This window comes from Streptosporangium sp. NPDC006930, from assembly GCF_040635605.1.
GTDB lineage: Bacteria > Actinomycetota > Actinomycetes > Streptosporangiales > Streptosporangiaceae > Streptosporangium.
The window spans coordinates 550363-577148 of the sequence record NZ_JBEYID010000001.1; the positions used below are offsets into that span (position 1 = coordinate 550363).

27 protein-coding genes and 1 pseudogene are annotated in these 26786 nt (G+C 69.2%); 17 read left to right on the forward strand and 11 right to left on the reverse strand.

Annotated elements, in window-relative coordinates:
• Positions 1–293 precede the first annotated feature (293 nt).
• Positions 294–725, reverse strand: a complete 432-nt coding sequence (locus ABZ664_RS02590) for an ATP-binding protein (protein WP_362501920.1) — start codon at positions 723–725, stop codon at positions 294–296.
• Positions 726–1080: 355 nt separating this feature from the next.
• Between ABZ664_RS02590 and ABZ664_RS02595 the strand changes: the two genes are divergently transcribed.
• The 3 genes from ABZ664_RS02595 (at position 1081) to ABZ664_RS02605 (ending at position 2520) form a co-directional block, all read left to right on the forward strand.
• Positions 1081–1902 carry a helix-turn-helix transcriptional regulator gene (locus ABZ664_RS02595; protein ID WP_362502247.1) on the forward strand — a complete coding sequence of 274 codons (822 nt, stop codon included), beginning with the start codon at positions 1081–1083 and terminating at the stop codon, positions 1900–1902.
• Positions 1903–2139 (forward strand): DUF397 domain-containing protein, encoded by a 237-nt coding sequence (locus tag ABZ664_RS02600; RefSeq protein ID WP_350947375.1) that lies wholly within the window; start codon positions 1903–1905, stop codon positions 2137–2139.
• Positions 2140–2277: 138 nt separating this feature from the next.
• On the forward strand, positions 2278–2520 hold the full coding sequence (locus ABZ664_RS02605) for a hypothetical protein (protein WP_362501922.1): 243 nt from the start codon (positions 2278–2280) through the stop codon (positions 2518–2520).
• Positions 2521–2575: 55 nt separating this feature from the next.
• Here the strand turns inward: ABZ664_RS02605 and ABZ664_RS02610 are convergent, their stop codons facing one another.
• The gene (locus tag ABZ664_RS02610; RefSeq protein ID WP_362501924.1) at positions 2576–3157 is read right to left on the reverse strand and encodes a histidine phosphatase family protein; all 582 of its coding nucleotides are present in this window, start codon (positions 3155–3157) and stop codon (positions 2576–2578) included.
• Positions 3158–3316: 159 nt separating this feature from the next.
• Between ABZ664_RS02610 and ABZ664_RS02615 the strand changes: the two genes are divergently transcribed.
• From ABZ664_RS02615 to ABZ664_RS02660, 10 genes are all read left to right on the forward strand, one after another.
• Positions 3317–4171: a Gfo/Idh/MocA family oxidoreductase gene (locus tag ABZ664_RS02615; protein WP_350947378.1), complete on the forward strand. Its 855-nt coding sequence runs from the start codon at positions 3317–3319 to the stop codon at positions 4169–4171.
• Positions 4172–4535: 364 nt separating this feature from the next.
• On the forward strand, positions 4536–5489 hold the full coding sequence (locus ABZ664_RS02620; RefSeq protein WP_362501927.1) for an ABC transporter substrate-binding protein: 954 nt from the start codon (positions 4536–4538) through the stop codon (positions 5487–5489).
• Between the two features lie 299 nt (positions 5490–5788).
• The gene (locus ABZ664_RS02625; RefSeq protein ID WP_362502250.1) at positions 5789–6775 is read left to right on the forward strand and encodes an iron ABC transporter permease; all 987 of its coding nucleotides are present in this window, start codon (positions 5789–5791) and stop codon (positions 6773–6775) included.
• 8 nt (positions 6776–6783) lie between these two features.
• Positions 6784–6930 carry a hypothetical protein gene (locus ABZ664_RS02630; protein WP_362501929.1) on the forward strand — a complete coding sequence of 49 codons (147 nt, stop codon included), beginning with the start codon at positions 6784–6786 and terminating at the stop codon, positions 6928–6930.
• On the forward strand, positions 6927–7700 hold the full coding sequence (locus ABZ664_RS02635) for an ABC transporter ATP-binding protein (protein WP_362501931.1): 774 nt from the start codon (positions 6927–6929) through the stop codon (positions 7698–7700). The genes ABZ664_RS02630 and ABZ664_RS02635 overlap by 4 nt, the downstream gene beginning before the upstream one ends.
• A 116-nt stretch (positions 7701–7816) precedes the next feature.
• The gene (locus ABZ664_RS02640) at positions 7817–8479 is read left to right on the forward strand and encodes an adenosylcobinamide amidohydrolase (RefSeq protein ID WP_362501933.1); all 663 of its coding nucleotides are present in this window, start codon (positions 7817–7819) and stop codon (positions 8477–8479) included.
• 26 nt (positions 8480–8505) lie between these two features.
• On the forward strand, positions 8506–9147 hold the full coding sequence (locus ABZ664_RS02645; RefSeq protein ID WP_362501935.1) for a Uma2 family endonuclease: 642 nt from the start codon (positions 8506–8508) through the stop codon (positions 9145–9147).
• A gap of 297 nt (positions 9148–9444) precedes the next feature.
• Entirely contained in the window at positions 9445–11037 is a 1593-nt protein-coding gene (locus ABZ664_RS02650) for a hypothetical protein (protein ID WP_362501937.1), read from the forward strand.
• Positions 11037–12614, forward strand: coding sequence for a serine/threonine-protein kinase (locus ABZ664_RS02655; protein ID WP_362501939.1), 1578 nt, complete (start codon positions 11037–11039; stop codon positions 12612–12614). Before ABZ664_RS02650 ends, ABZ664_RS02655 begins: the two co-directional genes overlap by 1 nt.
• Before the next feature lie 182 nt (positions 12615–12796).
• On the forward strand, positions 12797–13459 hold the full coding sequence (locus ABZ664_RS02660; protein WP_362501941.1) for a response regulator transcription factor: 663 nt from the start codon (positions 12797–12799) through the stop codon (positions 13457–13459).
• On the opposite strand, the gene ABZ664_RS02665 is transcribed toward ABZ664_RS02660, so the two are convergent.
• Positions 13399–14103 (reverse strand): hypothetical protein, encoded by a 705-nt coding sequence (locus ABZ664_RS02665; RefSeq protein ID WP_362501943.1) that lies wholly within the window; start codon positions 14101–14103, stop codon positions 13399–13401. The genes ABZ664_RS02660 and ABZ664_RS02665 overlap by 61 nt on opposite strands.
• 211 nt (positions 14104–14314) lie before the next feature.
• Here ABZ664_RS02665 and gdhA point away from each other — a divergent pair, with 211 nt between their 5' ends.
• Complete coding sequence (gene gdhA, locus ABZ664_RS02670) at positions 14315–15655, forward strand: NADP-specific glutamate dehydrogenase (RefSeq protein ID WP_362501945.1); 1341 nt, start codon at positions 14315–14317, stop codon at positions 15653–15655.
• Positions 15656–15829: 174 nt separating this feature from the next.
• Here the strand turns inward: gdhA and ABZ664_RS02675 are convergent, their stop codons facing one another.
• The 8 genes and pseudogenes from ABZ664_RS02675 to ABZ664_RS02710 all read right to left on the reverse strand — a co-directional run bounded on the left by ABZ664_RS02675 (position 15830) and on the right by ABZ664_RS02710 (position 22606).
• Complete coding sequence (locus ABZ664_RS02675) at positions 15830–16723, reverse strand: phosphotransferase (RefSeq protein ID WP_362501947.1); 894 nt, start codon at positions 16721–16723, stop codon at positions 15830–15832.
• A gap of 154 nt (positions 16724–16877) precedes the next feature.
• Positions 16878–17204 (reverse strand): MBL fold metallo-hydrolase, encoded by a 327-nt coding sequence (locus ABZ664_RS02680; RefSeq protein ID WP_362501949.1) that lies wholly within the window; start codon positions 17202–17204, stop codon positions 16878–16880.
• Between the two features lie 131 nt (positions 17205–17335).
• Positions 17336–17590 (reverse strand): annotated as a pseudogene (locus ABZ664_RS02685) (MBL fold metallo-hydrolase); the annotation flags it as partial.
• A 208-nt stretch (positions 17591–17798) separates the two neighbouring features.
• Positions 17799–19178 (reverse strand): hypothetical protein, encoded by a 1380-nt coding sequence (locus ABZ664_RS02690; protein WP_362501951.1) that lies wholly within the window; start codon positions 19176–19178, stop codon positions 17799–17801.
• Positions 19179–20046: 868 nt separating this feature from the next.
• Positions 20047–20676 (reverse strand): hypothetical protein, encoded by a 630-nt coding sequence (locus tag ABZ664_RS02695; protein ID WP_362501953.1) that lies wholly within the window; start codon positions 20674–20676, stop codon positions 20047–20049.
• Positions 20677–20886: 210 nt separating this feature from the next.
• Complete coding sequence (locus ABZ664_RS02700; protein WP_362501955.1) at positions 20887–21732, reverse strand: hypothetical protein; 846 nt, start codon at positions 21730–21732, stop codon at positions 20887–20889.
• Positions 21732–22397: a hypothetical protein gene (locus ABZ664_RS02705; protein WP_362501957.1), complete on the reverse strand. Its 666-nt coding sequence runs from the start codon at positions 22395–22397 to the stop codon at positions 21732–21734. Before ABZ664_RS02705 ends, ABZ664_RS02700 begins: the two co-directional genes overlap by 1 nt.
• 20 nt (positions 22398–22417) lie before the next feature.
• A complete protein-coding gene (locus ABZ664_RS02710) occupies positions 22418–22606 on the reverse strand; it encodes a TIR domain-containing protein (protein WP_362501959.1) in 189 nt (62 codons plus the stop codon).
• Positions 22607–22894: 288 nt separating this feature from the next.
• On the opposite strand from ABZ664_RS02710, the gene ABZ664_RS02715 reads away from it, so the two are divergent.
• Genes ABZ664_RS02715 through ABZ664_RS02725 form a run of 3 tightly spaced genes read left to right on the forward strand, consistent with a single transcriptional unit; the run spans position 22895 to position 26768 of the window.
• Entirely contained in the window at positions 22895–25036 is a 2142-nt protein-coding gene (locus tag ABZ664_RS02715; protein ID WP_362501961.1) for a DUF6421 family protein, read from the forward strand.
• Positions 25033–25698 (forward strand): SDR family NAD(P)-dependent oxidoreductase, encoded by a 666-nt coding sequence (locus tag ABZ664_RS02720; RefSeq protein ID WP_362501963.1) that lies wholly within the window; start codon positions 25033–25035, stop codon positions 25696–25698. The genes ABZ664_RS02715 and ABZ664_RS02720 overlap by 4 nt, the downstream gene beginning before the upstream one ends.
• Entirely contained in the window at positions 25695–26768 is a 1074-nt protein-coding gene (locus ABZ664_RS02725) for a low specificity L-threonine aldolase (protein WP_362501965.1), read from the forward strand. The genes ABZ664_RS02720 and ABZ664_RS02725 overlap by 4 nt, the downstream gene beginning before the upstream one ends.
• The last annotated feature ends 18 nt before the right edge of the window (positions 26769–26786 follow it).

A 26786-nucleotide genomic window follows, 5' to 3' on the forward strand; every position in this document is an offset into this window, starting at 1 on the left:
ATCCACGGTAATGCAGAGGACATCTCTGACGGCATCTACCGCGCAGAATGCGATGCGTTATAAAACTCTCCACCCGGATCTGACCGGTCCCGGGGCCGCGAGACGGGAGGGGGGCGGCCCCGGGACCGATCGGCGCCTTTGGAAAGGGAAGGGGCGGCGCCGTCCGGGAGGGTCGGTAGAGGCTCGGGGGAGCGGAGAAGGTCGTCGGAGCCCTGGGAGAACCTCGGGCCCGGGGTGATGGGCGGACCCGAGGGCGTTCGAGGGGCCCTCCGGGGAGAGGGGAAGAAAGGGGACTACGGACGGTCGAAGGGATCCGGCTCTTCGCACGGGCCCGTCCGAAGGACGGCCCACACGATCTTGCCGTACGGGGCGAGCGGTGCCCAGCCCCATCGGAGACTCAGCGACTCGACGATGTGCAGTCCGAGGCCGCCGATGTCGAGGGGGCAGGGGTCACGGAGGGCGGGAAAGCCGGCCCCCGGGTCGTTGAGCGTGCAGGCGACCAGCCCGTCCCGCCGGAGCAGGGAGAGCCGGATCGGCTCCCTGGCGCGTGACTCGGCCAGCCTCAGGCCGTGCCTGAAGGCGTTGGTCGCCAGCTCCGAGACCACCAGCTCCATGTTCTCGCCCAGTTCGGCGAGGTTCCAGCCGGTGAGGGTGCCTGTCGCGAAGCTGCGGGCGGAGTGGACGGACTCGGCCTGTGGCGGGAGGACGAATGTGGCGCTGGCCATGGCTACCGGGGACCTGGGAAGAAGATCACGCGCGGAATCGGGCCACCAGCCGGCGGGGGGCCACCAGTCGAGAGCCGTCCATGACGTTGACGCTCGGGGGGGCGCGGTTTGGGCGGACTGCACAGCCGTCATCATGGTGCAAACTCCCGTGCAGGTGCAAGAGCGAATGCACGTGCATAAGACCTGTGCAACCGCTACCGTTACCCCTGATTGGGTGATTACGGACGAAAGGGGATCTTGGTCATGGCCAAGGATTCTTTGGCCATGAAGTGACAGACTGTCGATCAGGAAAGCGAGCGAGGAGCACTACGTGTCCATGGATCCGCCCGGTACCGGTTCCACCGTTCGGCGAATCATGCTCGGCGCCAGCCTGCGCCGGTTGCGTGAGGAGAAGGGACTTGCCCGAGAGGTCGCGGGATTTCACATCCGTGCCTCGGAGTCCAAGATCAGCCGTATGGAACTCGGCCGCGTCGGTTTCAAGACACGTGACGTGGAAGACCTGCTCACCCTGTACGGCGTGCTCGACGACGCAGAACGGCGCGGCCTGCTGGAGATGGTCCGCGAGGCGAACACCCCGGGCTGGTGGCACAAGTACGGCGACCTGTTGCCGAACTGGTTCACCACCTACGTGGGGCTGGAGGAGGCGACGAACATGATCCGCACCTACGAGGTGCAGTTCGTTCCCGGCCTGCTGCAGACGTCCGCCTACGCGCGCACCGTGATCCGGTTGGGCTACCCGGACGTGCCGGAGGCGGAGATCGAGCGTCGTGTGCATATGCGCATGCAGCGGCAGGATCGCCTGACGAGGAAAGACGGCCCTCGGTTGTGGGCGGTCATCGACGAGGCGGCCCTGAGGCGTCCCATCGGAGGTAAGGAGATCATGCGTGAACAACTCCAGCACCTGCTGGAAGTGTCCTCGCTTCCCAACATCACCCTTCAGGTGATGCCCTTCCGATTCGGCATGCACGCGGCCGAGGGTGGTGCGTTCAGCATCTTGCGGTTTCCCGAGTCCGACCTGTCGGACGTCGTCTATGTCGAGCAGCTCTGGGGTGCCCTCTACCTGGACAAACGTGAGGACATCGATCCATACCTCACGGCCATGGAGCAGTTGTGCGTGGAAAGCACCACGCCCGGGGGCACCGCCGAGATCCTCGGCGACCTTCTCAGAGAGATGTAAATGAAGCAGACCTACAACGGCATGCCCGCCACTGACCTTGCCGGGGCCAGCTGGCGCAAGAGCCGCTACAGCAACTCGACGGGTAACTGCGTCGAGCTGGCCGAACTGACGGATGGCAGCATCGCGGTCCGCAACTCGCGTTTTCCCGAGGGGCCTGCCCTGATCTACACGCGGGACGAGATTCGCGCCCTGGTGCTCGGGGTGAAGGATGGGGAGTTCGACGGTTTAACGGTGTAACACCGTTTTTACATCGGGGCGGCCGGGTTAACCGCGACGCGCCGATGATGTAACCGGGGGAGTGGATCGGCGCGGAAGAGTTTGAGATCACAGTGATTGGGGGCTCAAACCGTGCTCGACCAGATGACCTTGTATCCGGTGGCAGACGACGTGCTGTTCGCGCCAGGCGGGCGCGTCGTGATCCGCACTTACGGCGTCGCCTCGGCGGCCACAGGGGAAGGTGCGTCCACTCCGGTGTCCTACCGCACATGGGTCACCGGAGTGCGCGACCAGCCACGTTACTGGCGCTGGGGTCACTTCGAGGACGCCTGCCACGGTCATCGCAAGGTCCTCGAATGGCTGACCGGCCGCGGTCCCCAGCCCGTCGCCGCCGCAGCCTGACCGAGACCTCCACCCCGTACGACGTGACGGCGCTCGGCCCGGCGGTTTTCAGAGGTCAGACGGGGGCGTTCCAGGCGAGGATCACCGGCTCGCCGTGCTCGAAGCCGAGCCGGGAGTAGGTTCCGGTGTCCAGCCGGAAGAGCCGCCCGTCCTGCGGGGACAGTCTGAGCCAGCGGGCGCACAGGACCCGCAGGAAGTGACCGTGGGCGACGAGGACCACGTCGCCCTCCACGGCCCCGGCGCGGGCGATCACCCGGTCGGCGCGGGCGCCCACCTGCTCCGCGCTCTCGCCGGGATGGTCGGCGTCGCCGGGAACGACGCCGTCACGCCACAGATACCAGCCGGGGCGGCCCTCACGGATCTTCGGGGTGGTGATGCCCTCGTAGCCGCCGTAGTCCCATTCCCACAGATCGGGCTCGATCTCGTACTCCTTGATCCCGGCCAGCTCGGCGGTGTTCCTCGCACGACCGGCCGGGCTCACCAGGGCCAGGTCGAATGTCAGGCCCGCGATCAGCGGGGCGAGCGCCCGCGCCTGGTCCTCGCCCTTGGGGGTCAACGGCATGTCGGTGAGTCCGGTGTGCCGGCCGTCCCGGCTCCATTCGGTCTCGCCGTGTCGCAACAGAGTCATCTGATTCATGGTGCCCACCATCATGCCGGTATGGCCTGTGCCGGTCGTCGGCGGCTCATGAACGGCTCACGGACGGCCCATGGACGGCTGATGGACTGAGCACGGACTGAGCACGGCATACACCCGGAGCACGCGTTTGGGGGGGAGGGAGCATGCGAAACTGGATTAGTGACGTTATCTGTAGGTCTGGTCGGCGCCGGACCATGGGCCGAGATGGTGCACGCGCCGATGCTGGCGGCTGGTCCGAACACGCGTCTGGCGGGCGTGTGGGCACGTCGCCCCGAGGCCGCGGCGAGGTTCGGCGCCCCGGTCTTCGAACGGATCGAGGAACTCTTCGACAACTGCGAGGCGGTCGCGTTCTCGGTGCCGCCCGCCGTACAGGCGGAGCTGGGGGTTCGCGCCGCCAAGGCGGGCAAGGCGCTGCTGCTGGAGAAACCGCTCGCCGCCGACCTGGACGGGGCACGGCGGCTGGCCGAGGCGGTCGCCGAGGCGGGAGTGGCCTCGCAGATGGTCCTCACCTGGCGTTACTCACCCGCCACCCGCGCCTTCCTGGCCAGGGTGTCGGCGATCGAGCCGTTCGGCGGGCGGGCGGCCAACGTCTCGGGGGCGATGCTCGGTGGGGCCTTCGCCACCTCCTGGCGTCTGGAGCGCGGCGCGATCCTCGACGTCGGGCCGCACATGATCGACATGCTGGACGCGGCGCTCGGCAGGGTCGTCGGGGTCCGGGCGCACGGCAACCCGCTGGGCTGGGTCGGACTGCTGCTCGAGCACGAGACCGGCGCGGTGAGCGAGGCATCGCTGTGCATGAGCGTGCCGGGTGAGAACCCGCCCTCCGAGGTCGAGATCTACGGGCGCCTCGGCAGGGAGTCCCTCGACGGCACCCGGCTGGGCTCCGACATCTTCTCCCTGATGCTCACCGAGTTCACGCGTACCGTACGGCGCGGCGGTGGCCACCCCCTGGACGCCGCGCACGGCCTGCGCCTGCAGGAGATCATCGCCGCCGCCGAGGAGCAGTTCGGCTGAGGGACGGCGGCGATGAGTGGTTCGGCCGAGGTGCGACTCGGCTGAGGGCGGTTCGTCGAAGAGGCGAGGAACGGTTCACCGCAGGGCGCGCGACGGAGAGGTTCACCGGAGAGCGGTTCGCCGGAGGGCGTGTGTCGAAGGTCTCGACACCCGGGGACCCTCGAAGGACGTTCTGGGGAATTGATACCGTTCGTCTGACGCGCAGCGTGAGCGAAGTCCGGTGTGAGTCCGGCGCTGTCCCGCAACTGTCATGACCCCGAGGGGTCGAGCCAGGTCGCCTCCGCCGCGTCGACGCAGACCCTCGTGGAAAAGGGTGACCCGTCTCTCCTGGGTCTCTCGGTTCCGGCAACTGAAAGGACCTCGTGTGAGGCCCGTACGCAGCGCCCTCGCCGGTGCCCTGTTCGCCGCGCTGACCCTGGCCGGATGCGGCCAGAGCTCCCCAGCCCCGTCCCCAGCCCTGTCCCCGACCGCCCCTGCGGCGGCCACTCCCTCGGCGGGCTTCCCCGTCACCGTCGAAGCGGGCAACGGCCCCGTCGTCGTCGCAAAGAGACCCGAGCGGATCGTCTCGCTGTCGCCAAGCGCGACCGAGAGCCTCTTCGCGATCGGCGCAGGACCGCAGGTCGTGGCGGTGGACGACCAGTCCACCTATCCCGCCGAGGCGCCGAAGAGCGACCTGTCCGGTTTCAAGCCGAACGTGGAGGCGATCATCGCCAGGAAACCCGACCTGGTCGTGGTCGCCAACGACATCGGTGGCGTCGTGGCCGCGCTGGGCAAGGTCGGCGTCCCCGTGCTGCTGGAGCCCGCCGCGACCAAGTTCGACGATGCCTACGACCAGATCGCCGACCTCGGCGACGCCACCGGCAACGGCGACAGGGCCGCCGAACTCGTCGCCGGGATGAGAAAGCGGCTCGACGAGATCACCGCGGCCGCACCCAAGGACGCGAAGCTCACCTACTACCACGAGCTGGACACCACCCCCTATTCGGTCACCTCCACCACCTTCCTCGGCCAGATCTACGGGCTGTTCGGCATGACGAACATCGCCGACGAGGCTCCCGACCCGGCCGGCGGCTATCCCAAGCTCTCTGCCGAGTTCGTCGCCCAGGCCGACCCCGACCTCGTCTTCCTGGCCGACACCAAGTGCTGCGCCCAGTCCAAGGACACCCTCGCCAAGCGTCCCGGCTGGTCCAAGCTCTCCGCCATCAAGAACGACCGGGTCATCCTCCTCGACGACGACATCGCCTCCCGCTGGGGGCCGCGCGTCGTCGACCTCGCCGAGCAGATCGGCGACGCCGTTCAGAAGGTGTCGGCGGGCTGATCGGTGTCAGGAAAAAACGGCAGATGTCTCCTCGCCGCCTCGAAGGACGAGGGCCGCACTCCGGACCGTCGGTGAGTCCCGGCGACGCGGCCTCCGGATCGTCGCCTTCAGCCGACACGGACCCCGGCATCGAGACGAACGCGGGCACGGACCCCGGTACCGGTACAGACACCGAGACGAACACGAACGCCGGCACCGACACCGGCACGGGCACGGGCACGGACGTCGGCGCGGCTCGGAAGGCCGATGCCCGGGGGAGGCAGGCGGCCAGGCTGAGCCCGCTGGTGGCGCTCGCGGCCATGGCGGTGCTCCTGGCGAGCATGCTCGCCGGGCTGCTGGTCGGCGCGGCGGACATCGCGCCGACCAGCGTGATGCTCCAGCTGCTCGACTGGCTGCCGTTCGTCTCGGCGGACTCGGGACTCGCCCCGGTCGAGCTGGGCCTGCTGACCGAACTGCGGCTGCCCCGGGTCCTGCTCGCCGCGATCGTCGGTGGCCTGCTGGCCGTCGCGGGAGCCGGATACCAGGGTGTCTTCCGCAACCCGCTCGCCGATCCCTACCTGCTGGGAGCCGCGGCGGGCGCCGGTCTCACGACCACGGCGGCGATCGTCTTCACCGGTGGCGACGTCGAGGCGATCGGCATCCCCGCCGCGGCCTTCACCGGGGCCGTCGGCGGTGTGCTGCTCGCCTACGCGCTGGGCAGCGCGGCGGGCCGGGGCGGCGGCACCGCGACGCTGGTACTCGCGGGCGTCGCGGTCACCTCCTTCCTCACCGCCGTCCAGACGTTCCTGCAACAGCTCAAGGTGGAGGAGCTCCAGCGCATCTACGCCTGGATCCTCGGCGACGTCGGCGGCGGCTGGGGCCAGGTCACGCTCGTCGTCCCGTACGCCGCCGTCTCCGTGGTGGTCATGCTGCTTCACGGCAGGCTTCTCGACGTGCTCTCGGTCGGCGACGACGAGGCGGTCACCCTCGGCCTGAACGCGACCCGCGTCCGCCTCGTCGTGCTGCTCGCCGCCTCCCTCGCCACCGCGGCGGCCGTCGCGGTGAGCGGGCTGATCGGCTTCGTCGGCATCGTCGTGCCGCACGTGGTCCGTCGCCTCGCCGGGTCGTCGTACCGGATCGTGCTGCCGATCTCGCTCATCGGCGGAGCCGCCTTCCTCGTCCTCGCCGACCTGATCGCCAGGACCGTGCTCGCCCCCGCCGAGCTGCCCATCGGGGTGGTGACCGCGTTCGTCGGCGCGCCGTTCTTCGTGGCCGTGCTGCGCGTGACCCGCAGGGTCGAGACATGAGGCGGCCCGTGACCCGCGGAGTCGAGACCGTGACGCACGTGCTCGGAGTCGAGACCATGAGGCCGTACGTGATCCGGGAGAAGAAGGCGCGGTTCCGCCCGTACGGTGGGCGCGCGGCCGTGACCCGCGCGCCGCGCGAAGGGGAGATGCGGTGAGCCACCTGGTGGTGAGGGACCTGTCGGTGGTGCTGGACCGGCGCCCGGTGCTGTCCGGTGTCGGGCTCGACGTACGGACCGGCGGCTGGCTGGCCGTCATCGGGGCCAACGGCGCGGGCAAGTCCACTTTGCTGAGGGCGCTGGCGGGGGTGCTGCCCTTCGAGGGGGAGGCGCTCGTCGACGACGTGCCGCTGCGGCGGCTCAAGGCCAGGGAGCGGGCCGGGCTGCTCGCCTACGCCCCGCAGTCCCCGGCGCTGCCGGCCGACATGACCGTGTTCGACTACGCCCTGCTCGGCCGCACCCCGTACATCCCCTACCTGGGCCGTGAGAGCCGTCACGACCGCGAGGTGACCGTGTCGGTGCTGGAGCGCCTGGATCTGTCGCCTCTCGCCGCCCGCCCGCTCGCCCACCTGTCCGGTGGCGAGCGCCAGCGTGTCGTGCTCGCCAGGGCGTTGGTCCAGCAGGCCCGGGTGCTCCTGCTCGACGAGCCCACCACGGCCCTCGACCTGGGACACCAGCAGCAGGTGCTGGAACTCGTGGACCGGCTCAGGCTGGCCGACGGGCTCACCGTCGTCACGACGCTCCACGACCTGAGCCTGGCGGGTCAGTACGCCGACTCGATGATGCTGCTCTCCGGCGGACGGGTGGCCGCCTCGGGCGCCCCGGCCGAGGTGCTCACGGGCGAGCTGATCGGTGAGCACTTCGACGCCCGTGTGCGTGTCGCGGCCGGTCCCGGCGGCAGGCCCGAGGTCCATCTGGAGCGTCCTTGAGCGAGACGGGAAATCGTCCGGAGGCGTTCGTGAGCGGATACGAGGTTGGGCTGGACGTCCCGGAGCGGATCCGAGGTTCACACGGCGCATCACCGAGACCGTCGCCGACACATGGGGTGTCTCCGAGACTGAGCCATCGCGACGAGGACGGAGCGCGGCTCGCCTCGTTGCTGTGGGAGTTCGGGCCAGGCCGGCGGGCGATCTCCTCGGCGATGGTCGGCGGCGGCATCGGTCCGGCCGCCTGGGTGCTCAACGCGCAGGTGGTCGCCGGGTACTCGCGGATGGACCCGGTGGACCACCTCCTGGAGCTCGCTCCGCCTGGCCCCGGGGTCGGCATGCTCACCGCGGCCTCGGTCGAGCACTTCACCCGGGCTCACGACGGGGGAGTGGAGGTGGTGGCGACCGTCGGCCTGCGTGTCCCCACCTGGGCCGCCGCCCCCGAAGGCGCCGCCGACCCCGAACTGGCCCCCATGCTGCTGCCGGGAACGATCAACATCGTCGTCGCCGTCCCGGTCGCGATGAGCGACGCCGCCCTGGTCAACACGGTCATGACGGTGACCGAGGCGAAGACCCAGGCACTACTGGAGGCCGGTTTCCCCTGCACCGGCACCGCCTCCGACGCCGTCTGCGTGGTCGCCCCCGAGCGGATTCCCGGGGGTCCGGAGGAGCTCTTCGGCGGTCCCCGCTCCACCTGGGGCGCCCGCGTCGCCCGCGCCGTCCACACCGCCGTCCGCCAGGGCGCCCACCGATGGTCGAACCGTGATACTTCAGCTACTTAAAGTAAGGAAATCGAGGGAAGTAGCACGTGGGCGAGGGCGAGACTCCCGATACTGAGCAGGTGACCGCGATGGCGACGACGGAGCCGACGACCAGACGGACGGTTCTCCACGGAGAGCCGCCGTTCACCGTCGACGACCTGCTCACGTTCCCCGACGACGGGAACCGCTACGAGCTCTTCAATGGGAGCCTGCTGGTGAGTCCCTCTCCTGTCCCCCTGCACCAGCGTGCAATCTTGCGTCTCGCGCGAATTCTCGAAGACGCCGCGCCGCCGGAGTTCGAGCCGCCGCCGGAGGTCAATCTCCGGGGGAGCAGACGTGACTTCTTCATCGCCGACCTGGTCGTGGTGCCCGCCGAGGCCGTCGACGAGACGGAGCTGATGTTCGCGCCGCGCGACATCCTCCTCGCCGTCGAGATGGTGAGTCCGAGCACCCGGGCGCGGGACCGCCACCTCAAGAGGGCCGCCTACGCGGCGGTGGGAATTCCCGTCTACTGGCGGATCGAGCTGTCCGACGGGCCGTCCGTCCACGTTCACGAGCTCGCCGGTGACGAGTACAAGGCAGCGGAGAAGCACGAGGCCGGAGAGGTGACGAGCCTGCTCGCCCCGTTCGAGGTCTCCTTCGATCCCGCGGTGCTGCTGCGTCCCCGCGACCGAAGGGACCGGAGCTGAGGGATCCGGGATCGAAAGGACCGGAGCCGAAAGGGCCGGGCCGCTTTGGGTGATCTTCGATCGGTATACATTGTCGCGCCGGAGGGGCCGCCGGGATTAGACTTTGCGTAACTGTCCGCGACGGGGCGTGGACGTGACGATAGGCCGTAAGACGGGATGGGCGAAGCGGGGTGGCGATGCCCTGCTCATGGCCTTTTGTTGGTGATGGCGGAAAGAAAGTCAAGTCCTACGGGCCTGGACGGTTCACTTATTCACCCCTGTTTGCGACCCTGGTCCTATCCCCTGTAGGGAGTGGCGATGCGGCGGTTCGGTTCGGCGCTGGCGGTGCTCGGAGGGCTCTGTTTGGCGATCGCCGGGGTGGCTCCCGCCCTGGCTCACGAGCATCCCAGTGGGATCACCGACCTGGTGACCCCGGCGGTGGTCAGGATCGAGGCGACGGCGCGGGTCGACATCACGCTGCTCGACCACATCGGTGAACTGGTCCACGTGGAGCGTTCCTACGAGGTGCCGATCGGCAGCGGCACCGGCACCGTGATCAACCCCGACGGGGGCATGGTCACCCTCACCCGGGTGGTCAAGACCGACCGCGACGTCCGGATCTACGCGGCCAACAAGATTTTCGCCGCGCACCACAAGGTCAAGATCCCCGAGGACTTCGAGCGGCACCGGCTGAAGGACGACCGGCTCGACCACCACCTGCAGGAGTGCTACCCGCCCAAGCAGCCCACCGCCACCTGCATCATCGACGTCACCACCGAGATCACGGTCTTCCCCAACATCTCTCCCCCCGACAAGGAGGGATTCAAGGCGGAGATCGTCCGTGTCGGTGGCAAGCCCGACAGTCCCGCGGTGCTGAGCCCCGTCGGCCGCGCGGACGGGAGCGCGGGCCTGCCCACCGCCCCGCTCGCCGCCGTGGTGCCCGCCAAGGAAGGCTCGCCGGTGGCGGTCGCGGGATTCACCGGGCGGCCCGCCGCGAACCTGCCGGAGACCGTCGACATCGCCCACCTGCGGGCGGGTGGCGCGGGGGAGAGCGGCCGGCAGTTCAAGGACCCGGAGAACAAGGTCAACGAGCCGGAGAAGCTGGGAGCCCTGATCGACAAGGGCCTGCTCGGTGGCCCGGTGATCGAGGACAAGAAGGGCGAGGTCGTCGGCCTGCTGATCGGCGGCGGCAAGGACGCCCGGATGATCGGCATCCGTGAGATCACCAAGGCCCTCGCCGAGGCGGACGTCGCGCCCGCCCGGGGTTCGATCGACGCCGCCTTCGAGCAGGCGCTGACCCGCTTCCACACCCATTACTACGGCGACGCCGTCCCCGCCTTCCAGCGCGTGCTTGAGCTCTACCCCGGCCACATCGTGGCGGCGGCGCACCTGAAGACGTCGCAGGCCAAGCGGGGCACCGCGGAGGACGAGGCCACCAAGAGGGCGGCCGCCTCCACCGACCTGCCCAAGAGCACGCCCCTGTGGCCGTTCCTCGTCGGCGGCGGCCTGCTGGTGCTCGTCGTGCTGGTCATCGCGATCCTGCTCTGGCGCCGTGGGTCGCAGGACCCCGACCCCGAGCCTGAGCCGAGCCCGGCCGCGGAGACCCGGCCCCCGGTCCCGGCCTCGCCACCGATACCGATACCGCCGCGACCGGCCTTCGACGAGCAGGCCGACTCCACGGTCGTCGTCGGCCGATCCTTCCCGGCGCTGCCCAAGATCTCCTCCACCACCCCCGGTCAGCCGGTGCTGGTGGCACGCGACCCCGGTCACAACACGGCCCCGGGGTCCAGCACGGCGCCGGGCACGAAACCCGGAGAGACGGTGGTGCAGAAATACTGCACGGGTTGCGGGATGCGGCTGGGCCCCGCCCACAGCTTCTGCGGCTACTGCGGCCAGCCGACCAAGACGTGATGTCCATGAACGACAGGGCGCTGATCGGCCGGGAAGTGGCCGGCTACCAGGTAGAGGACATCATCGGCAAGGGCGGCATGGCCGTGGTCTATCTCGCGATCGACCCCAGGCTCAACCGCAGGGTGGCACTGAAGATCCTCAATCCGCTTCTCGGCGAGGACGACAGGTTCCGCCAGCGCTTCGTGCTGGAGTCGCGCACGGTCGCGAGCATCGACCACCCCAACATCATCCCGATCTACGAGGCCGACAGCGCCGACGACGGCACCCTCTACATCGCGATGCGTTACGTCGACGGCCCCGACCTGCGCAAACTCTTCTACGACCGAGGGCCGATGCCGGTCAGCCAGGTCAGCCGGATCTTCACCCAGGTGGCCGCCGCACTCGACACCGCGCACGCCCACGACCTGGTCCACCGCGACGTCAAGCCCGCCAACATCCTGATCGCCGGTCACACCGACGGCGACCACGCCTACCTCACCGACTTCGGCATCACCAAGCACCGCACCTCGATCTCCGGGCTGACCCAGACCAACCAGTTCATCGGCACCCCCCGCTACATGTCGCCCGAGCAGATCAACAAGGAGCACATCGACGGCCGCTGCGACCAGTACGGCCTGGCCTGCGTGGTCTACGAGGCCCTGTCGGGGCGGCTGCCCTTCCAGCGCGACAACGAGATCGCCCTGCTGTGGGCGCATCTCGCCGAGACGCCCACACCGCTCACCACGCTCCGCCCCGAGCTGCCGCTCGAAGTCGACGGTGTGATGATGCGGGCCCTGGCCAAGTCGCCCGAGCAGCGCTACGACACCTGCGGTCAGTTCGTCGCCGAGTTGCGTGACGCGATCAGCGGCGCCGGGCAGCCGTACCAGCTCGCGCAGGCTGCCTCGACGTCGCCGACGGTGTCGCCGACGGCGTCCGAGACGACCGAGGTGTCCGGGAAGCGGACGGGGCCCAAGAGGCCCCCGTCCGGTGGAAAGGGCATTCTCATCGGTGCGGCCGTGGCGATCACGGCGATCGTCGCGCTGGTGGCGGTGCTCGCCGCGTTCCTGCGCGGCGGCGACACCTGGGTGGCGTACACGGGCTCCTCCGCGGTGCCGGTCGCCTTCCAGCACCCCGGGACCTGGACCCTTGAGCCGCACGCCGACGTGTTCGTGGTGGCCTCCCCGAAGGTGGAGCAGTTTCGCGCGCTGTTCGCCACACCCGTCACCGCCGACTGGGCCGCGGCGAACGAGATCATCAAGGACGCCCCGCAGGACGCCACCGGCCTCTACGCGCAGACCCTCGACACCCTCGACCCGCTCGGCGGCGCCAAGCAGCTGCAGGAGACCCTGCAGTCCTCGCTCCCCGGAACGGTCAGCGTCTTCTCCCAGGTCGTGCAGGTGAGCGTGGGCGGGCAGAACGCCGCGCGCCTGCAGGGGACGATCGCCGACCCGCAGCGCGGCGGTCAGCTCGAATTCACCGGCTGGATCGTCGAACGGCATGACGAGCCCGCCATCCTGATCTACTTCTGCGCGTCCGGCAGGTGCGATGACGCGGTCGCCAACAGGTTCGTGCGGAGTGTCTCGTTCCCGGCGTTCTGACCCGTTGACTTGTGCCCGACTTGTAAGCGGCTTGACCGGGCGTTTTGTCCTATGGGCAAGACGGTCGCCAGGCTTTAGTCTCCCCGCAGGGCGGCTCTCCTTCCCCTTCGGTACCGGTGCGTACGGGCCGTTCGATCGCTCGGCCCCGGAACGAGGTGTCCAGCCGCCCTCAAGGAGGAGAAGTGAACATCCGCGTCGTGATCGCCGACGACCAGGCGATGGTTCGCGCCGGGCTGAAGCTCGTCGTGGAGAGCGAGGTCGGGCTTGAGGTGGTCGGTGAGGCCGCCGACGGGATCGAGGCCCTCGCCGTGGCTCGCCGTACCAAGCCCGACATCGTGCTGATGGACATCTCGATGCCGCGCATGGACGGCATCACCGCCGCGAGGCAACTGCTGGGCCAGCAGGACCCGCCGAAGGTCGTCATACTGACGACCTTCGACACCGACGAGAACCTCTACGCCGCGCTTCGGGCCGGGACGAGCGGGTTCCTGCTCAAGGTCTCGCCGCCCGAGCAGCTCGTGGACGCGATCCGCGTCGTCGTCGCCGGGGACGCCCTGCTCGACCCGGCCGTCACCACCCGCGTCATCGCCTCCTTCGCCGGACGCCACGACCCCGCGCCCCCGCCGCAGCTGGCCGACCTCACCCCGCGCGAGCTGGAGGTGCTGCGCTTCCTGGCGCGCGGCCTGACCAACGCCGAGATCGCGGGGGAGCTCTTCGTCGGCGAGGCCACGGTCAAGACCCACGTGGCGCGGGTGCTGATGAAGCTTCACCTGCGCGACCGGGCTCAGGCGGTGGTGTTCGCGTACGAGTCGGGTGTGGTCCGGCCGGGGGCGGCGGTCGGGTAGTAGGAGATCCACTCCTCGCGGCTCATCCGGAGCATCTTGACGCCGAGCCAGCCCAGCGCGACCGCGGGGGCGATCCACATCGGGATGGTCACCGGACCGTACGGGACGACCAGCGAGGCGCCGTAGCCGATCAGGACGACGAGCGGCACCCACCAGTGCGCGAATCCCGCCCGCCAGACACCGATCAGCAGGACGGGCGTGCCGAAGACGGCGAAGAACAGCCAGGGCATCTGGAAGCCGAAGACGACGCCGGGCAGGTTCAGCATCTCGTCGAGGATCCGCTGCGTCTGCTCGGGGGTGTTGCGCTGCCCGAGCCACCACTCCACCGGATCGGTCAGGAGCAGGCCCGACAGGCTGATGTAGCCGATGATGGTGAGTGGGCCGACGATGTGGCCGAAGACCACCGCGCGGCGGCGCATCACGTGCAGCAGGCCGAGGGCCGCGACGGCCATGAGCAGGTAGGACCAGTGATACATCACCGACTGGACCTGGGCGAGGGCGGGGTTGTCCCCGAAGCTGACCGCCTCGCGATCGTCGCCCCAGGTGCCGGGGTCGACGATGACGGCGATCGCCTGGAGCAGCGGGGCGACGATCAGTAGCACACCTGAGGAGACACGCCGGAAGTCGGCTGAGTCGTGAAACATGGGCTTTTCCTGCCTGTGCGGGGCTTCTCTCACTCAGGAAGGTAGGTGGCGGGTACGCTCGGGGGCGTCCCTCACCAGGCTGATCCGGGGTCCCTCTCGTGGGGTAGTGAGGGGGTAATAAGGTCTCACAGTAGGGCGGTGGGAGTTGTGAGAACCGCCTCTCTCAAGGTCTGGCCCACAGTGCGCGGACTTGCGACCAGAAAGATGAGCGATGTTGCATGAGAAGCTTGAATCGATTTACGACAGCGTCCTGCGTCGTAACCCGGGGGAGATCGAGTTCCACCAGGCCGCTCGTGAGGTGCTGGAGAGCATCGGCCCGGTTCTCGGCAAGCACCCCGAATACGCCGAATCCAAGATCATTGAGCGGATCTGCGAGCCGGAGCGGCAGATCATCTTCCGGGTGCCCTGGGAGGACGACCAGGGCGAGGTGCACATCAACCGCGGTTTCCGGGTCGAGTTCAACAGCGCGCTCGGCCCCTACAAGGGCGGCCTGCGCTTCCACCCCTCGGTCTACCTGGGCATCGTCAAGTTCCTCGGCTTCGAGCAGATCTTCAAGAACGGACTGACCGGCCTGCCGATCGGCGGAGGCAAGGGCGGCTCCGACTTCGACCCCAAGGGCCGCTCCCAGCGCGAGATCATGCGCTTCTGTCAGAGCTTCATGACCGAGCTCTACCGGCACATCGGCGAGTACACCGATGTCCCGGCAGGGGACATCGGTGTCGGCCAGCGTGAGGTCGGCTACCTGTTCGGCCAGTACAAGCGCATCACCAACCGGTACGAGTCCGCGGTGATCACCGGCAAGGGGCTCAGCTACGGCGGCGCGCAGGTCCGCACCGAGGCGACCGGGTACGGTTGCGCCTTCTTCGTCGAGGAGATGCTCAAGGCCCGCGGCACGTCCTTCGACGGCAAGCGCGTCGTCGTCTCCGGCTCCGGCAACGTCGCCGTCTACGCGATCGAGAAGGTGCAGCAGCTCGGCGGTACGGTGGTCGCCTGTTCCGACTCCTCGGGGTACGTCATCGACGAGAAGGGCATCGATCTCGACCTGCTCAAGCAGATCAAGCAGATCGAGCACCTGCGGATGGACGCCTACGCCAGGCGGCGCGGCGAGGTGTCCTTCGTGGCGGGGCGGAGCATCTGGGAGGTGCCGTGCGAGGTGGCGATGCCGTCGGCCACCCAGAACGAGATCACCGGCAAGGACGCCGAGGCGCTGGTGCGCGGCGGCTGTATCGCGATCGGTGAGGGCGCCAACATGCCCACCACGCCGGAGGGCATCCGGATCTTCCAGGAGGCCGGTGTCTCCTTCGGCCCCGGCAAGGCCGCCAACGCCGGCGGCGTGGCCACCAGCGCGCTGGAGATGCAGCAGAACGCCAGCCGCGACTCGTGGACCTTCGAGTTCTCCGAGCGCCGCCTCCAGGAGATCATGCAGGACATCCACGGCCGCTGCCTGAACACCGCCGAGGAGTACGGCATGCCGGGCAACTACGTGGCCGGTGCCAACATCGACGGCTTCAAGCGCGTCGCCGACGCGATGCTCGCCCTCGGCCTGATCTGAGGTCTGAGCCGAGACGTCTGAGACGTCTGCCGATGACCGCCAAAGGCGTCGGTCACCGGCACACTGCCGCCCGCCTCCCCTCGCGATCCTGGGCGCCGAGCCCGCTTTCCCTGCCCGGGGATGCCGGTGGCGTTCTGAACGGAAGTCCTCCAGCGAAACCGTGAAGTGGGGCGCCTACGAGGTGAAGAGCCACTCCAGAGCGGTGAGGGATTTGTCGATGTACGCGTCCTGGCCGGTTTCGAGGCCGTACGCCAGGTCCTCGAAGACGCTGCATCTGGCGTAGAAGACGGCGCGCTCGCGCAGGGTGGTGAGGTCGCCCGTTCGGTAGGTGCCGAGGGCGGCGTCCAGGGCGGCGGGGCCGAGGTCGCGGTACAGCAGGCCGAAGTCGTAGGCCGGGTCGACGATCGCGGCGTCGCTCCAGTCGATGACGCCGGTCACCGCGCCCGTGACGGGGGCGACGAGAACGTGCTCGATCCCCAGGTCGTTGTGCGAGAAGACCGGGTCACAACCGTCGGCCGGAGGAGGGGTGTCCAGGAAGTCCTTCACAGCCCGGTGGTGGGCCTCGGGGATCTCCTCGGCGATCGCGGTATGGATCTCCGCCGCCTCGTCCAGCCATTCGGACGGCGGCGGGTTGTCCACCTCCACCAGCTCGGCCAGCTGATCCACCGGAACGGTGTGCGCGGCGGCGAGCAGACCGCCGAGCGTGGCGGCGACCGACGGGCCGTGGGCCAGCCGCTTCGGCAGGGGCAGGTCGAGCAGCGGCCGGCCAGGGAGCCTGCGGTAGGCGAGACAGCCCCGTTCCGCGACCGTGAATTCCGGCTCGGGGACGGGCACTGGTGAGAAGCCGGCGACGGCGGCGAGCAGACGGGCCTCGCGCGCCACGAGTGTGGCGCGCCGCGCCGGATCCGGCTCCTTGCTGAAGCGTACGATCAACTCGCCGTTGACCTGGTACGCGATGTTGTCCTCGCCCTCGCCGAAGGGTGTGACGGCCTCGATCTGGTAGCCGGGCAGGTGCTCGGCCACCGCGTCACGGGCGTCGTCAGCGCGGTCGTGGTTCTGGCTCCACATATCGCGACCCTACCGATCACATCGAAAGACCGGGCACCCGCCGATCGAGTTTTCGGCTCGCGCCGGGATGGCTCACATGAGCAGGCGCCCGGAACGGGGAGTCGGCCGAAGCGGTATCGAACCCGAGACAGCCGTTTCCCGGTGTGACCCGTGTTCAGGCCGGGAGTTGGGCCGCCACCGTACGCAGGGCCTTCGACGCCTCTCCTGCCCGTCCGGTCAGTGGGTCGCCGTGCCCGAAGCAGGCCGTCTCGACGTCGAGCTCGGCGAGCCTGCGGAAAGACTCGACGGCGCGAGGACGGTCGGTGTTGAACACACCGAGGATGGGGGAGCCGTCCACGCTCGCGACGGCGTCGCCGGTGAACAGGACGCGACGGCCGGGCAGGTAGACGGCGACGCTCCCGTCGGTGTGGCCGGGAACGCCGACCACCCGCGCACCGCCGCCGAAGTCCAGCACGTCGCCGTCCTCCAACTCGCGATCCACCCGCGAGGGTGGTGCGGCCGGCAGCGCCGGCTTGTTCTCGTAGAAGTCGCGCTCCCAGTCGGGCGCGTCGGTGAAGACGGGCGGTGGCCCGGGAGCCCCCCCCGGATGATCGGCGCCTCCAGGCGGTGCGCCATCACCGTCACCTCACCCCAGGTGGCGACCTCGGCCGCTGAACCGGTGTGGTCCTCGTGGAAATGGGTCAGGACGACGTTTCGCAGGTCACCGGGCTCGCGGCCAAGAGCGCGGATCGCCTCCGCGACCCCGGCTCCGGAGCCGACCGTGCCGGTGTCGATCAGCGTCAGCGCCTCGGGGGCGTTCCAGAGGTAGGCCTGCCCGACCTCGAAACGAAGCAGGTGAAGCTCCGGCAGCAGCTGAATGATCTCCATGCCGTGAGCGTAAGGGGGCGCGAGAGAACGAGACCATGCCTTTCACCGAGGGCGGAGCCGGGGGGACGAGATTTACCCGGCCCGCCGAATGCGGCGTATGCGAAGGGGCGCGATCACGGGGCCTTTTGCCGCGGCCCGGGAGGACCGGCCGATCCCGCGCTCGTGGGGAGCGCGGATCAGCCGGTCGACACGACGAACGGGACACCTGTCAGGGGGTGGGCAGGCCGCTGTCCAGCCGGCATCCGTCGCTGGTCCGCGTGTTGTCACAACGGTTGAGTTGGAGGCTGTCCACCACGTAGGCGAAGGACTGGCCGTTCGGGCTCACCACCGAGAGCTGCACGGTGGCCGCGCCGGCCGGTGCGACCGCCGAGACGTTGCGCTCCGCCCAATCAGACGTCAGGGCGTGGAGCGAGCTGTCACTGTTCGAGATCAGCGCGTTCGACGCGTTGTACCAGGAGAGCCTCAGCTTGACGCCGCCGGAGGTGGCGGTCGTCAGCCGGACGAAGAACCTGTACCGCTGCCCCGGCGTCACCTGGGGCCTGCGGGTGACCGACAGGATCCCCTCGGCCCACGACTGGACGTTCACGGTCAAGGACCGTCGGCCGTCGTAGTAGCGGGCCGACACCTGCTGGTCCGTCGCAGGTGGGGTGACCTGAATCCATCCGCCGCCGGAGATGGTGAAGCCCGTGGGGAACCCATAGGGCGCGTCCGCCTCGATCGTGCGTTCCTGCGCGGTCAGCAGGTCGTTGCTGTACCCGATGTCGCAGCAGAGCGGCGGGGTGAGCATCGACCAGGTGGCGAGGTTGGCCTTGCGCGGGTGCGGATGGGAGCTCGTGTAGAACGTTGCCGTGGTCTCGCTCGGGTCGTAGTAGTTGTTGAACTCCTGGTCCACCTGCCAGGTGTGCCACTGGGTGGACATGACGTCGGTGTCCTCATGGAGGACCGTCTCGGTGACCTTGGCGTGGTCGACGTCGAACAGGTGGATGAACTCGTGCAGCATGGTCGCGCTGTCCCACTCGTCGGTCGCCGCGACGCACAGGACTTCGCAGAAGGCCTGCGCCGTCCCGTCGAAGTCCTCGAACACCATGTAGGTACGGTTGGTGTGGTCGTAACCCGCCGCCACCAGGTCGTCCTCGATGACGTCCGCGGCGGTCTCGCCGCCGATCACCCCGTTCTCGATCTTCTCCGGCACCACGAGGGCGCGCGCGTAGTCCGCGTAGCTGCCGGTGCCGTAGCCGGTCCGGCAGCTCAGATTGACATGCTGGTCGTAGTTCGTGGACTCGTCCAGTGACCAGTCCACCCGGTCGACGATCTTGGCGATCCTCTCGACGAAGTCGTCGTAGCGGTTCCCGGACTCCTCGTGCCAGGCGTAGATCACCTGGACCGCGGGGATACTCCCCGCGGCGTTCCCGGGGTTGGACAGCGTGGTGGCGCAGCCTCGCCGGGGAATGTCCGCGTCCGCCGGTTGGGCGTAGGGGACATAAGGTTCGGAGCCGATGGGATTGAAGTCGGCGTGTGCCGTATCCGCCATCAGGACGACAAGCACGACTACGACCAGCGCGGACATGAATCGCTTGAACCGTGCCAACAAAGGATTTTCCTCCAGGAGTTTACCGTGCCGTGAACCCGTAAATGCTCATGGTGGGTTCCCGAGAATTCCGGATGTGTTCTCGGCGGTATATCGGTAAGCATGATTCGGTCGGCGGCACCGGCCCTGAACGTGATCCTTCCAACTGGGCCGTGAAACGCGGCCAGGAACGGATCTCACGCGAGCCCGGGTTCCGCCCGATGTTGAGAGCAGCTCTATGAGCAGCGGTGATGGCAGGGGAAGGGCTGAGGGGCGCTGGTCCAACCGTCGAGCCCCCGGCCTTGGTGGCGGGGGTCGGGTGGGTCGGATCAAAAGCCGCTCATGCGACCGGTGGCCGGGTGCCGTCGGCCTTCACGAGCCTCGAATCCCATTCCGAAGAAATGTGTCCTGAATGTATGCGGTCGATGACCGCCTCACCTCTTTACCTTGGAATCATCGGGCCAGGCAAAGGTAAACAGCGCCTGTTTCGGCTCGATTTCGCAATGACTCCCTGTTTTGTTACTGCTGGGCGTCAGGACGTAAGTGCCCGAAGTTGAAAAGGCGGGGACCGTGAGGGGTGCGGTTACCGACGGCGCGTTCGCCGTTGCTCACCCCGTCGAACGCGCGATCTCGTCGAGCCGGGGGCGGTGACGATACGGGGCGCCGGGGCGAGAAATCGTGCCGCCGATCGCCGCGCTCGCCGACCGGCCCTGGTCGGGCGCTCACCGGCTGCCGTGGGGATGGGTCCGTCGCGTTCACCGTCGGTGGCGACCGGATGCCGGGGTGCGGGAAAGCCGTCCGCGCGAGGGTGGCGCCGTTCGCCGGAGGATCGGCGGTGTGCCGGCCGGGGCAGGCCCTGTGTCCCAGGACCTGCCGACCGGATGTGCCCTCAGCCCGCGCCGGGGACGACGGCGGTCTTCTCCTTGAAGTCGTAGCCGTGCTGCGTGGCGTTCTGCCGGAGGTTGTTGAAGGAGTCCTTGCCGGCCTGGAGGTCGGCCTCGGTGGCGGTGCCGTTCTTCAGCTTGGCGGTCAGGGTGCCGAAGCTGTCGGTGACCGCCTTGACGCCCTTGCACAGCGTCGGGTTGGCCAGGGCGAAGCGCCGGGCCACCTTCAGTTCGTGAAGGGTGAAGAGACCGGCGACGGCGGCCTTGGCGAAGGTCCGCTTCCGTTTCTCCGCTCCGGCCTTGAAACCGCCGCTCTGCAGCGGTTTGTAGATGTAGCGGTAGAAGGCGCCCAGTGCGAGGCCCGCGTGCAGCGCGAAGCGGGTCTTGGCGAACCTCTTGGCGTTGACGCCGACGGGGCACTCCTCCGCGGTGTACTCCTGGGCGGTGTCCTCCCCGGAGAGGTCGGCGGCGGGCGGGGCGCCCGCGGCGGGCGGAACGGCCGCGGGCGTCGTGGCCGCGGCGGCTTCCGGTTTCACGGCGGTCGACTGACCGCCGCCGCAGCCGCCGACGAGCAGTGTCACGGCCAGCAGTGCCGCTGCCGGAACGGCAACGGATCGGGCACTCCGTACAGGCATCTTCCCCCCTGGAGAACGCTCACGGCATCTTTGTGACCTTCATCCCTTTTGTACCCTTTGTGGTTGATTAAACACGCTACGTGAGGTGAGGTCGGCCGCTCAGCCCACGCCGACCATGCTCGGTTCATGTGCCGGCGGGACGCGTACGCGAGAGGAGGCGGCCTGCGGAGCACCGCCTGGACCGGCCCGGCTTCGCCGTCCGGTGAAGGATCACTCGTTGGACTGGTCGAGCCAGCCGATGACGGTGTCGACGGCCTGGGCGTCCAGGTGTTCGGCGAGAAGGCGCCGGAACTCGGCCTCGCCGAGGGCCTCGCGCTGCCGTCCGAGCCAGTACAGATCGATCCTGATCTCGGGTGACCGGAGTTCGGCACAGATGAGCAGGCCGCGCACGGTGAAGGCCACGGCCTCGGCGGCCCTGCCCGTCTTGGTGTACAAGATACTGATCTGGCCGTAGCCGCCGGCCATGCCCGCGCGGTTGCCGAGTTCCTGGTTGATGATGAGGGCCCGGTGGTAGTGCTCCAGTGCCCGCTCGAACTCCCCGCGCTCCTGCGCCATGTCCTCTCGCGCCTGCTCCAGCTCCTCCTCCGCCAGCCCCAGATCCTCCACCCCGGCCCGCGGATTCCTCTCCCACGCCCGCCGCAGCAGCTCATCCAGCCGCTCCGGATCCTCCGGCACCGGAGTCGAGACCGGCCAGGTCACCCCCACCCGATCCACCGCCACCCGAAACGCCGACGCTCCAACCAGCAGCGCACGCGACAGATCGTCCAGCGAACCCACCAGCTCACCCAGCAACGTGTCGTCCACCGCCAACGTCACCGCCTCCGCCAACGCCGCGTCCAACCCCGAACCGGCGGCACGCAACCACTCCCCGGGATCGGGAATGCCACGCCGGTCGAGGAGGTCCTCCAGACGTTCGCGGACATCGTCGAAGCGGGCCCGGCCACCCCGGAGCAGGGCGTCCAGGTATTCCAGCGTGCGGGGATGACCGCCTACGTCGAACCAGGCCCGCTGTCGCTCGGCGACCGGCAGCGCGTCCAGTCCGGGCAGTCGCCACATCAGCTTGCGGGCCTCGGAGAGGGAGAGCGGACCGAGGTGGTGGACGTGCAGACGACGTTCGGCGCGTTTGGGGAGGGGAAGGGGTGGCGGCTGGTGATCAGCAGCTTGTGCCTGCCTCGCAGACGGATCCAGGCGGTCAGGAACCCGGCCAGTTCCTCGTTGAGGACCGTCCATCCGGTGCCGTCGTGCGACAGATTGTCCTCGAAGTTGTCCAGCAGCAGGGTCACCGGCACCTGGACGAGGAGCCACCCGAGTGACTGGAGCCGGTCGGCCCACTCGTACCGAGGCTCTCGTACGGTGAGTGCCAGGTGACGGATCCGCTCGTCGGTGAAGGCCGTCAGCAGGGTGCGGCCGATCTCCTCGAGGAGCTGGTCAGGGCTGGTCTGACTGACCGCCGAGACCACCAGGCCCGCCTCGAACCCGTCGGCGGCGTCGTACAGCGAGATCGACGGGCCACGCTGGAACAGCGCGGGAGTGGCCCACTCCACGAGCGAGGCGCCCAGGCTGTCCGGGGGCAGTCGCCGCCGCTCCTCCTCCAGCCGCCGACGCGCGTCGCAGAACGCGGGCAGCACCTCGGGGACGTCCCGAACCGCCAGCTCGTAGTAGAGCTGCCCGGCCAGGGCGATGGCGTACGGGTCGGTGACCGAGGCGGTCATCGCCAGCACGCCGGGCACCCCGGCCGCCGTCAGCCCCCGAGCCAGGCCACCCGGATGCCGCGTCGTTCCAGCCGCCCGGCCAGGTCGGCGACGATGTCGGCGTCGTCGTGCGAGTAGGAGACGAACACGTCGTAGGTCGTCGTGCCACCGCTTCGGGGGGAGGGTGCCGGGGAGATCGGGGTGCGGGAGGCACGCCTTCTGGAGACCTCTCTTCTCACGGAGATCCAGGCGAATTAGGCGCCCGCGATGCTCACCACGGCACCGATCACGGCGACCGCCAGGTCCGCGATGTCCATGCGATCAGGCTATTGCGCGAGGCGTTTCCATGGCCGGGAGCCGCCACAGATGGTCACTGTTCGTATCGACCGACTCACCGGCCGGCCTCCCTCTCGCCCTTCCCGTAGGGATTCGATCTTCCAACCTCCTGTCCCGTAAGGGATGCACGAAAATGGGCATATGTTGTGTATATTTTCCGTTATCCACTCTCACCTGAAGGAGGATTTATCGTGTCAGCTTTCCCGCGCGTACTGTTCGACGAGGCACACAGCGAGTCGTGGACCATCCGGCGGGATGTGGCCGAGACGATGAATCCCGGCCACCCCGACGACAGCAGCTACGCCCGTGCGGCCGGGCTGCTGCGCGGGCTGGGCCACTCCGTGGACGCGCACGTCGAGGGGCCGCTCACCCCTGGCCTGCTGAGCGCGCGGGACGTACTGGTGATCGCGCATCCCTCCGCCGACCGGTGGGAGCACACCACCGGGCTGGGCAGCCCGGTCCTCCCCGTCGAGGAGCTCGACGCGATCGAGGAGTACGTCCGCGACGGCGGCGGGCTCGTCGTGCTGGCCGAGTACGAGCAGGAGAAGTACGGCAGCAACCTCACCGAGCTGCTCGCGCGCTTCGGCGTGGGCGTCGAGCACACCCTCGTCCGGGACCCCGGGAGCGCACACAACGGCGTGGCCTCCTGGGTCCTGGGCACCCCCCGGAACGCCTCGCACGACTCTCGAAGCGGGCAGGACCTGCTCGCCGGGGCGCGCCGCGCCTGCTTCTACCGGGCGGGGACGCTCACCGTCTCCGACCACGCGACCGTCCTGTTCGCCACCTCGCCCACCGCGACCCCCGCGAACCGCCCGCTGGCGGTGGCCGTACGGCACGGGGAGGGCCGCGTCGTGGTGGTCGCCGACTCCGACCTGTTCGGTGACGACTCGATCGGCGACTACGACCACGCCGTGCTCTGGGGCAACCTCGTCACCTGGGCCGCCCGCGTCCCCGCCGTCAAGAGCTCCGCCGTCAAGAACCCCGCCGCCAAGGGCTCGGCCGCCGGGAGGTCCGAGGCCGTGGAGGACTCCGAGGCCCGCGCCGAGTTCCAGGGACTCAAGGAAGCCGTCGAGGCGATCAGGCCGCTGCAGGCCAAGGACGGCTCGATCCAGGAGGAGAGCGACCGGGAGCGGGCCACCGAGCTGGTCTCGAAGATCGTCGGACACGTCGAGCGGCTCGCGCCGCGCTTCCCGCACGACGCCGCCTACCTGGCCGCCGTCGTCGCCGACTTCGGCAAGTGGGTCGACCAGGGGCTGGGCGTCCCCGACTTCCTCGACGCGCTCGACGCCTTCCACCCCGACACCCAGCGGGTGGACGGGCTGGAGCACCTGGTCGTCTTCCCGATGTACACCCAGAACGGCACCACCTTCCGCCACATCGAGGCCGTGTGGATCCGTACGATCTGGCCCGAATGGCTGGCCGAGCTGGAGCGGACTCGCTACGACAACCCGATGTTCGTGCCGATCGCCTTCGAGGACTTCACCTCCGGGTACGACACCAACTCCGCGGTGCTCTTCCCCGAGACCGTCGCGGTCCGCGAGACCCCGGCCCGCTTCACCTGGGGCGGGATCTTCGCCGACCGGGAGGCCGCGAGGTTCCGCGTGGTGAGCGGTGCCGCCGCGGCCACGCTGAAGCTCGCGCTGCCGCCGGACGCGGCCAGGCTGATCGCGTCGCAGGAGCTGGCCCAGGACACCTTCGTGCTCTGGGACCTCATCCACGACCGTACCCACAGCCACGGCGACCTGCCGTTCGACCCCTTCATGATCAAGCAGCGCATGCCGTACTGGCTCTACTCCCTGGAGGAGCTGCGCTGCGACCTCACCGCGTTCGGCGAGGCCGTGAAGCTGGAGCGCGAAGGCGTGCCGCACGCCCGCTACGTCCAGCTCGCGATCCTGTTCGACCGGCTGTTCCGCTTCCCGATCACCGGTAACCGGGTCCGCAACTACGACGGCCTGGGCGGGCAGCTGCTCTTCTCCTACCTGCACCGCAACGACGTCGTCCGCTGGACCGACAACCGGCTCAGCGTCGACTGGGACCGGCTCGCCGAGGGGGTCGCGGACCTGCGGGGCGAGGTCGAGAAGCTCTACAGGGACGGCATCGACCGCTCCAAGCTCGCCCACTGGCTCGCCGCCCACCAGCTGGTCGCCACCTACGTCGCGCCGAACCCCGCCTCGGTCTGGGCCGGCGGGGCCGACGCCCTGCCCGTCGAGGGATTTCCCAAGGCCGTGGTGGACGCGGTGCTGCCCGACGAGTTCCCGCTGAGCATGTTCTACGAGGCCCTGCGCCGTAAGCTCGGCGATGTCGTCGACTCCACGAAGGGGATCCGAGCATGATCATCCTTGTCACCGGTGCGGGCGGCCCCGCCGGCCGGGCCGTCGTCCGCAGGTTCACCGGCGAGGGTCACACGGTGATCGGCGTCGACAAGAGCGGCGCCGACGGGTGCCTCGCGGTCGACCTGCTCGACGCCGCCGCCGTGCAGAGGCTCGCGGCGGACGTGCGGGCGGAACACGGCAGGGTGGACGGGATCGTGCACCTGGTCGGCGGCTGGCGCGGGTCCAAGACCTTCGCCGAGACGTCGCTGGACGACTGGGAGCTCCTGCACGACCTGCTGATCCGTACCCTCCAGCACGTCACGCTCGCCTTCGAGCCGCTGCTCAGGGCGAGTGAGCGCGGCCGGTTCGCCATCGTCTCCGCGAAGGCGGCCGAGCGCCCCACCCAGGGCAACGCGGCGTACGGCACGGCGAAGGCCGCCTCCGAGGCCTGGACCCTCGCCTTCGCCGACGCCCTGGAGGGCACCGCCTCCACCGCGAACATCCTGGTCGTCAAGGCGCTCGTGCACGAGGGCATGCGCGCGGCGAGCCCCGAGCGGACGTTCCCCGGCTTCACCGACGTCGACGACCTCGCCGAGGCGATCGACGACCTGTGGAAGACCGACGCCAACGGCACCAGGATCGACCTCACCGCCGACGCGAGGCAGGAGGGGAGGACCGCGTGACGGACGCCATCCGCAGGCACGACCCGCTGGTGAAGGGCTTCGCCAGCGACAACTACGCCGGGGTCCACCCGGAGATCCTCCAGGCGATCGCGCTCGCCAACGGGGGCCACCAGACCGCGTACGGCGACGACGTCTACACCGCCGCGCTCCAGGAGGTCTTCAAGAAGCACTTCGGCCCCGCCGCTCAGGCGTGGCCGATGTTCAACGGCACCGGCGCCAACGTGGTCGCGCTCCGCTCGATGACCGCCCACTGGGAGGCGGTGGTCTGCGCGGAGTCGGCGCACATCCACACCGACGAGGGCGGCGCCCCCGAGCGGTCGGCGGGGCTCAAGCTGCTGCCGGTCGCCACCCCGGACGGCAAGCTCACCCCCGAGCTGATCGACAGGCAGGCGTGGGGCTTCGGCGACGAGCACCGGGCACAGCCCAAGGTGGTGTCGATCACGCAGACCACCGAGCTGGGCACGCTCTACACGCCCCAGGAGATCGGCGCGATCTGCGACCACGCCCACGACCTCGGCATGCTCGTCCACCTCGACGGCGCCCGTGCGACCAACGCCGCCGCCGCGCTGGACGTGCCGCTGCGCGCGTTCACCACCGACGTGGGCGTGGACGTGCTGTCCTTCGGCGGCACCAAGGCCGGTCTGATGTTCGGCGAGGCCGTCGTGGTGCTCAACCCCGACGCCGTGCGCGGCCTGCGCTACCTGCGCAAGAGCGCGATGCAGCTCGCCTCCAAGATGCGGTTCGTCGCGGTGCAGTTCGAGGCGCTGCTCGCGGGCGACCTTTGGCTGCGCAACGCCCGCAACGCCAACGCGATGGCCCGGCGGCTCGCCGACGCCGTGCGGGACGTGCCGGGGGTGGAGATCCCGCGCCCGGTGCAGGCCAACGCGGTCTTCGCGATCCTGCCGGCGGACGTGACCGAGCGCCTGCAGAAGCGTTTCCGGTTCTACACCTGGAACGAGGCCACCGGCGAGGTCCGCTGGATGACCGCGTTCGACACCACCGAGGCCGACGTGGACGCGTTCGCCGCCGCCGTGGCGCAGGAGCTACGTCCGAGCCAAGATCGGTCGTGAGGAGCGTCGTGAAGGCCC

Bases quoted from the DNA above. Each gene is read 5' to 3' on its own strand.
- ABZ664_RS02600 (WP_350947375.1), top strand. From the start codon at position 1,903: ATGAAGCAGACCTACAACGGCATGCCCGCCACTGACCTTGCCGGGGCC.
- ABZ664_RS02590 (WP_362501920.1), bottom strand. From the start codon at position 725: ATGGCCAGCGCCACATTCGTCCTCCCGCCACAGGCCGAGTCCGTCCAC.
- gdhA (WP_362501945.1), top strand. From the start codon at position 14,315: ATGTTGCATGAGAAGCTTGAATCGATTTACGACAGCGTCCTGCGTCGT.
- ABZ664_RS02595 (WP_362502247.1), top strand. From the start codon at position 1,081: ATGCTCGGCGCCAGCCTGCGCCGGTTGCGTGAGGAGAAGGGACTTGCC.
- ABZ664_RS02700 (WP_362501955.1), bottom strand. From the start codon at position 21,732: ATGTGGCGACTGCCCGGACTGGACGCGCTGCCGGTCGCCGAGCGACAG.
- ABZ664_RS02650 (WP_362501937.1), top strand. From the start codon at position 9,445: ATGCGGCGGTTCGGTTCGGCGCTGGCGGTGCTCGGAGGGCTCTGTTTG.
- ABZ664_RS02695 (WP_362501953.1), bottom strand. From the start codon at position 20,676: ATGCCTGTACGGAGTGCCCGATCCGTTGCCGTTCCGGCAGCGGCACTG.
- ABZ664_RS02665 (WP_362501943.1), bottom strand. From the start codon at position 14,103: ATGTTTCACGACTCAGCCGACTTCCGGCGTGTCTCCTCAGGTGTGCTA.
- ABZ664_RS02625 (WP_362502250.1), top strand. From the start codon at position 5,789: ATGGCGGTGCTCCTGGCGAGCATGCTCGCCGGGCTGCTGGTCGGCGCG.
- ABZ664_RS02610 (WP_362501924.1), bottom strand. From the start codon at position 3,157: ATGAATCAGATGACTCTGTTGCGACACGGCGAGACCGAATGGAGCCGG.
- ABZ664_RS02675 (WP_362501947.1), bottom strand. From the start codon at position 16,723: ATGTGGAGCCAGAACCACGACCGCGCTGACGACGCCCGTGACGCGGTG.
- ABZ664_RS02655 (WP_362501939.1), top strand. From the start codon at position 11,037: ATGTCCATGAACGACAGGGCGCTGATCGGCCGGGAAGTGGCCGGCTAC.
- ABZ664_RS02720 (WP_362501963.1), top strand. From the start codon at position 25,033: ATGATCATCCTTGTCACCGGTGCGGGCGGCCCCGCCGGCCGGGCCGTC.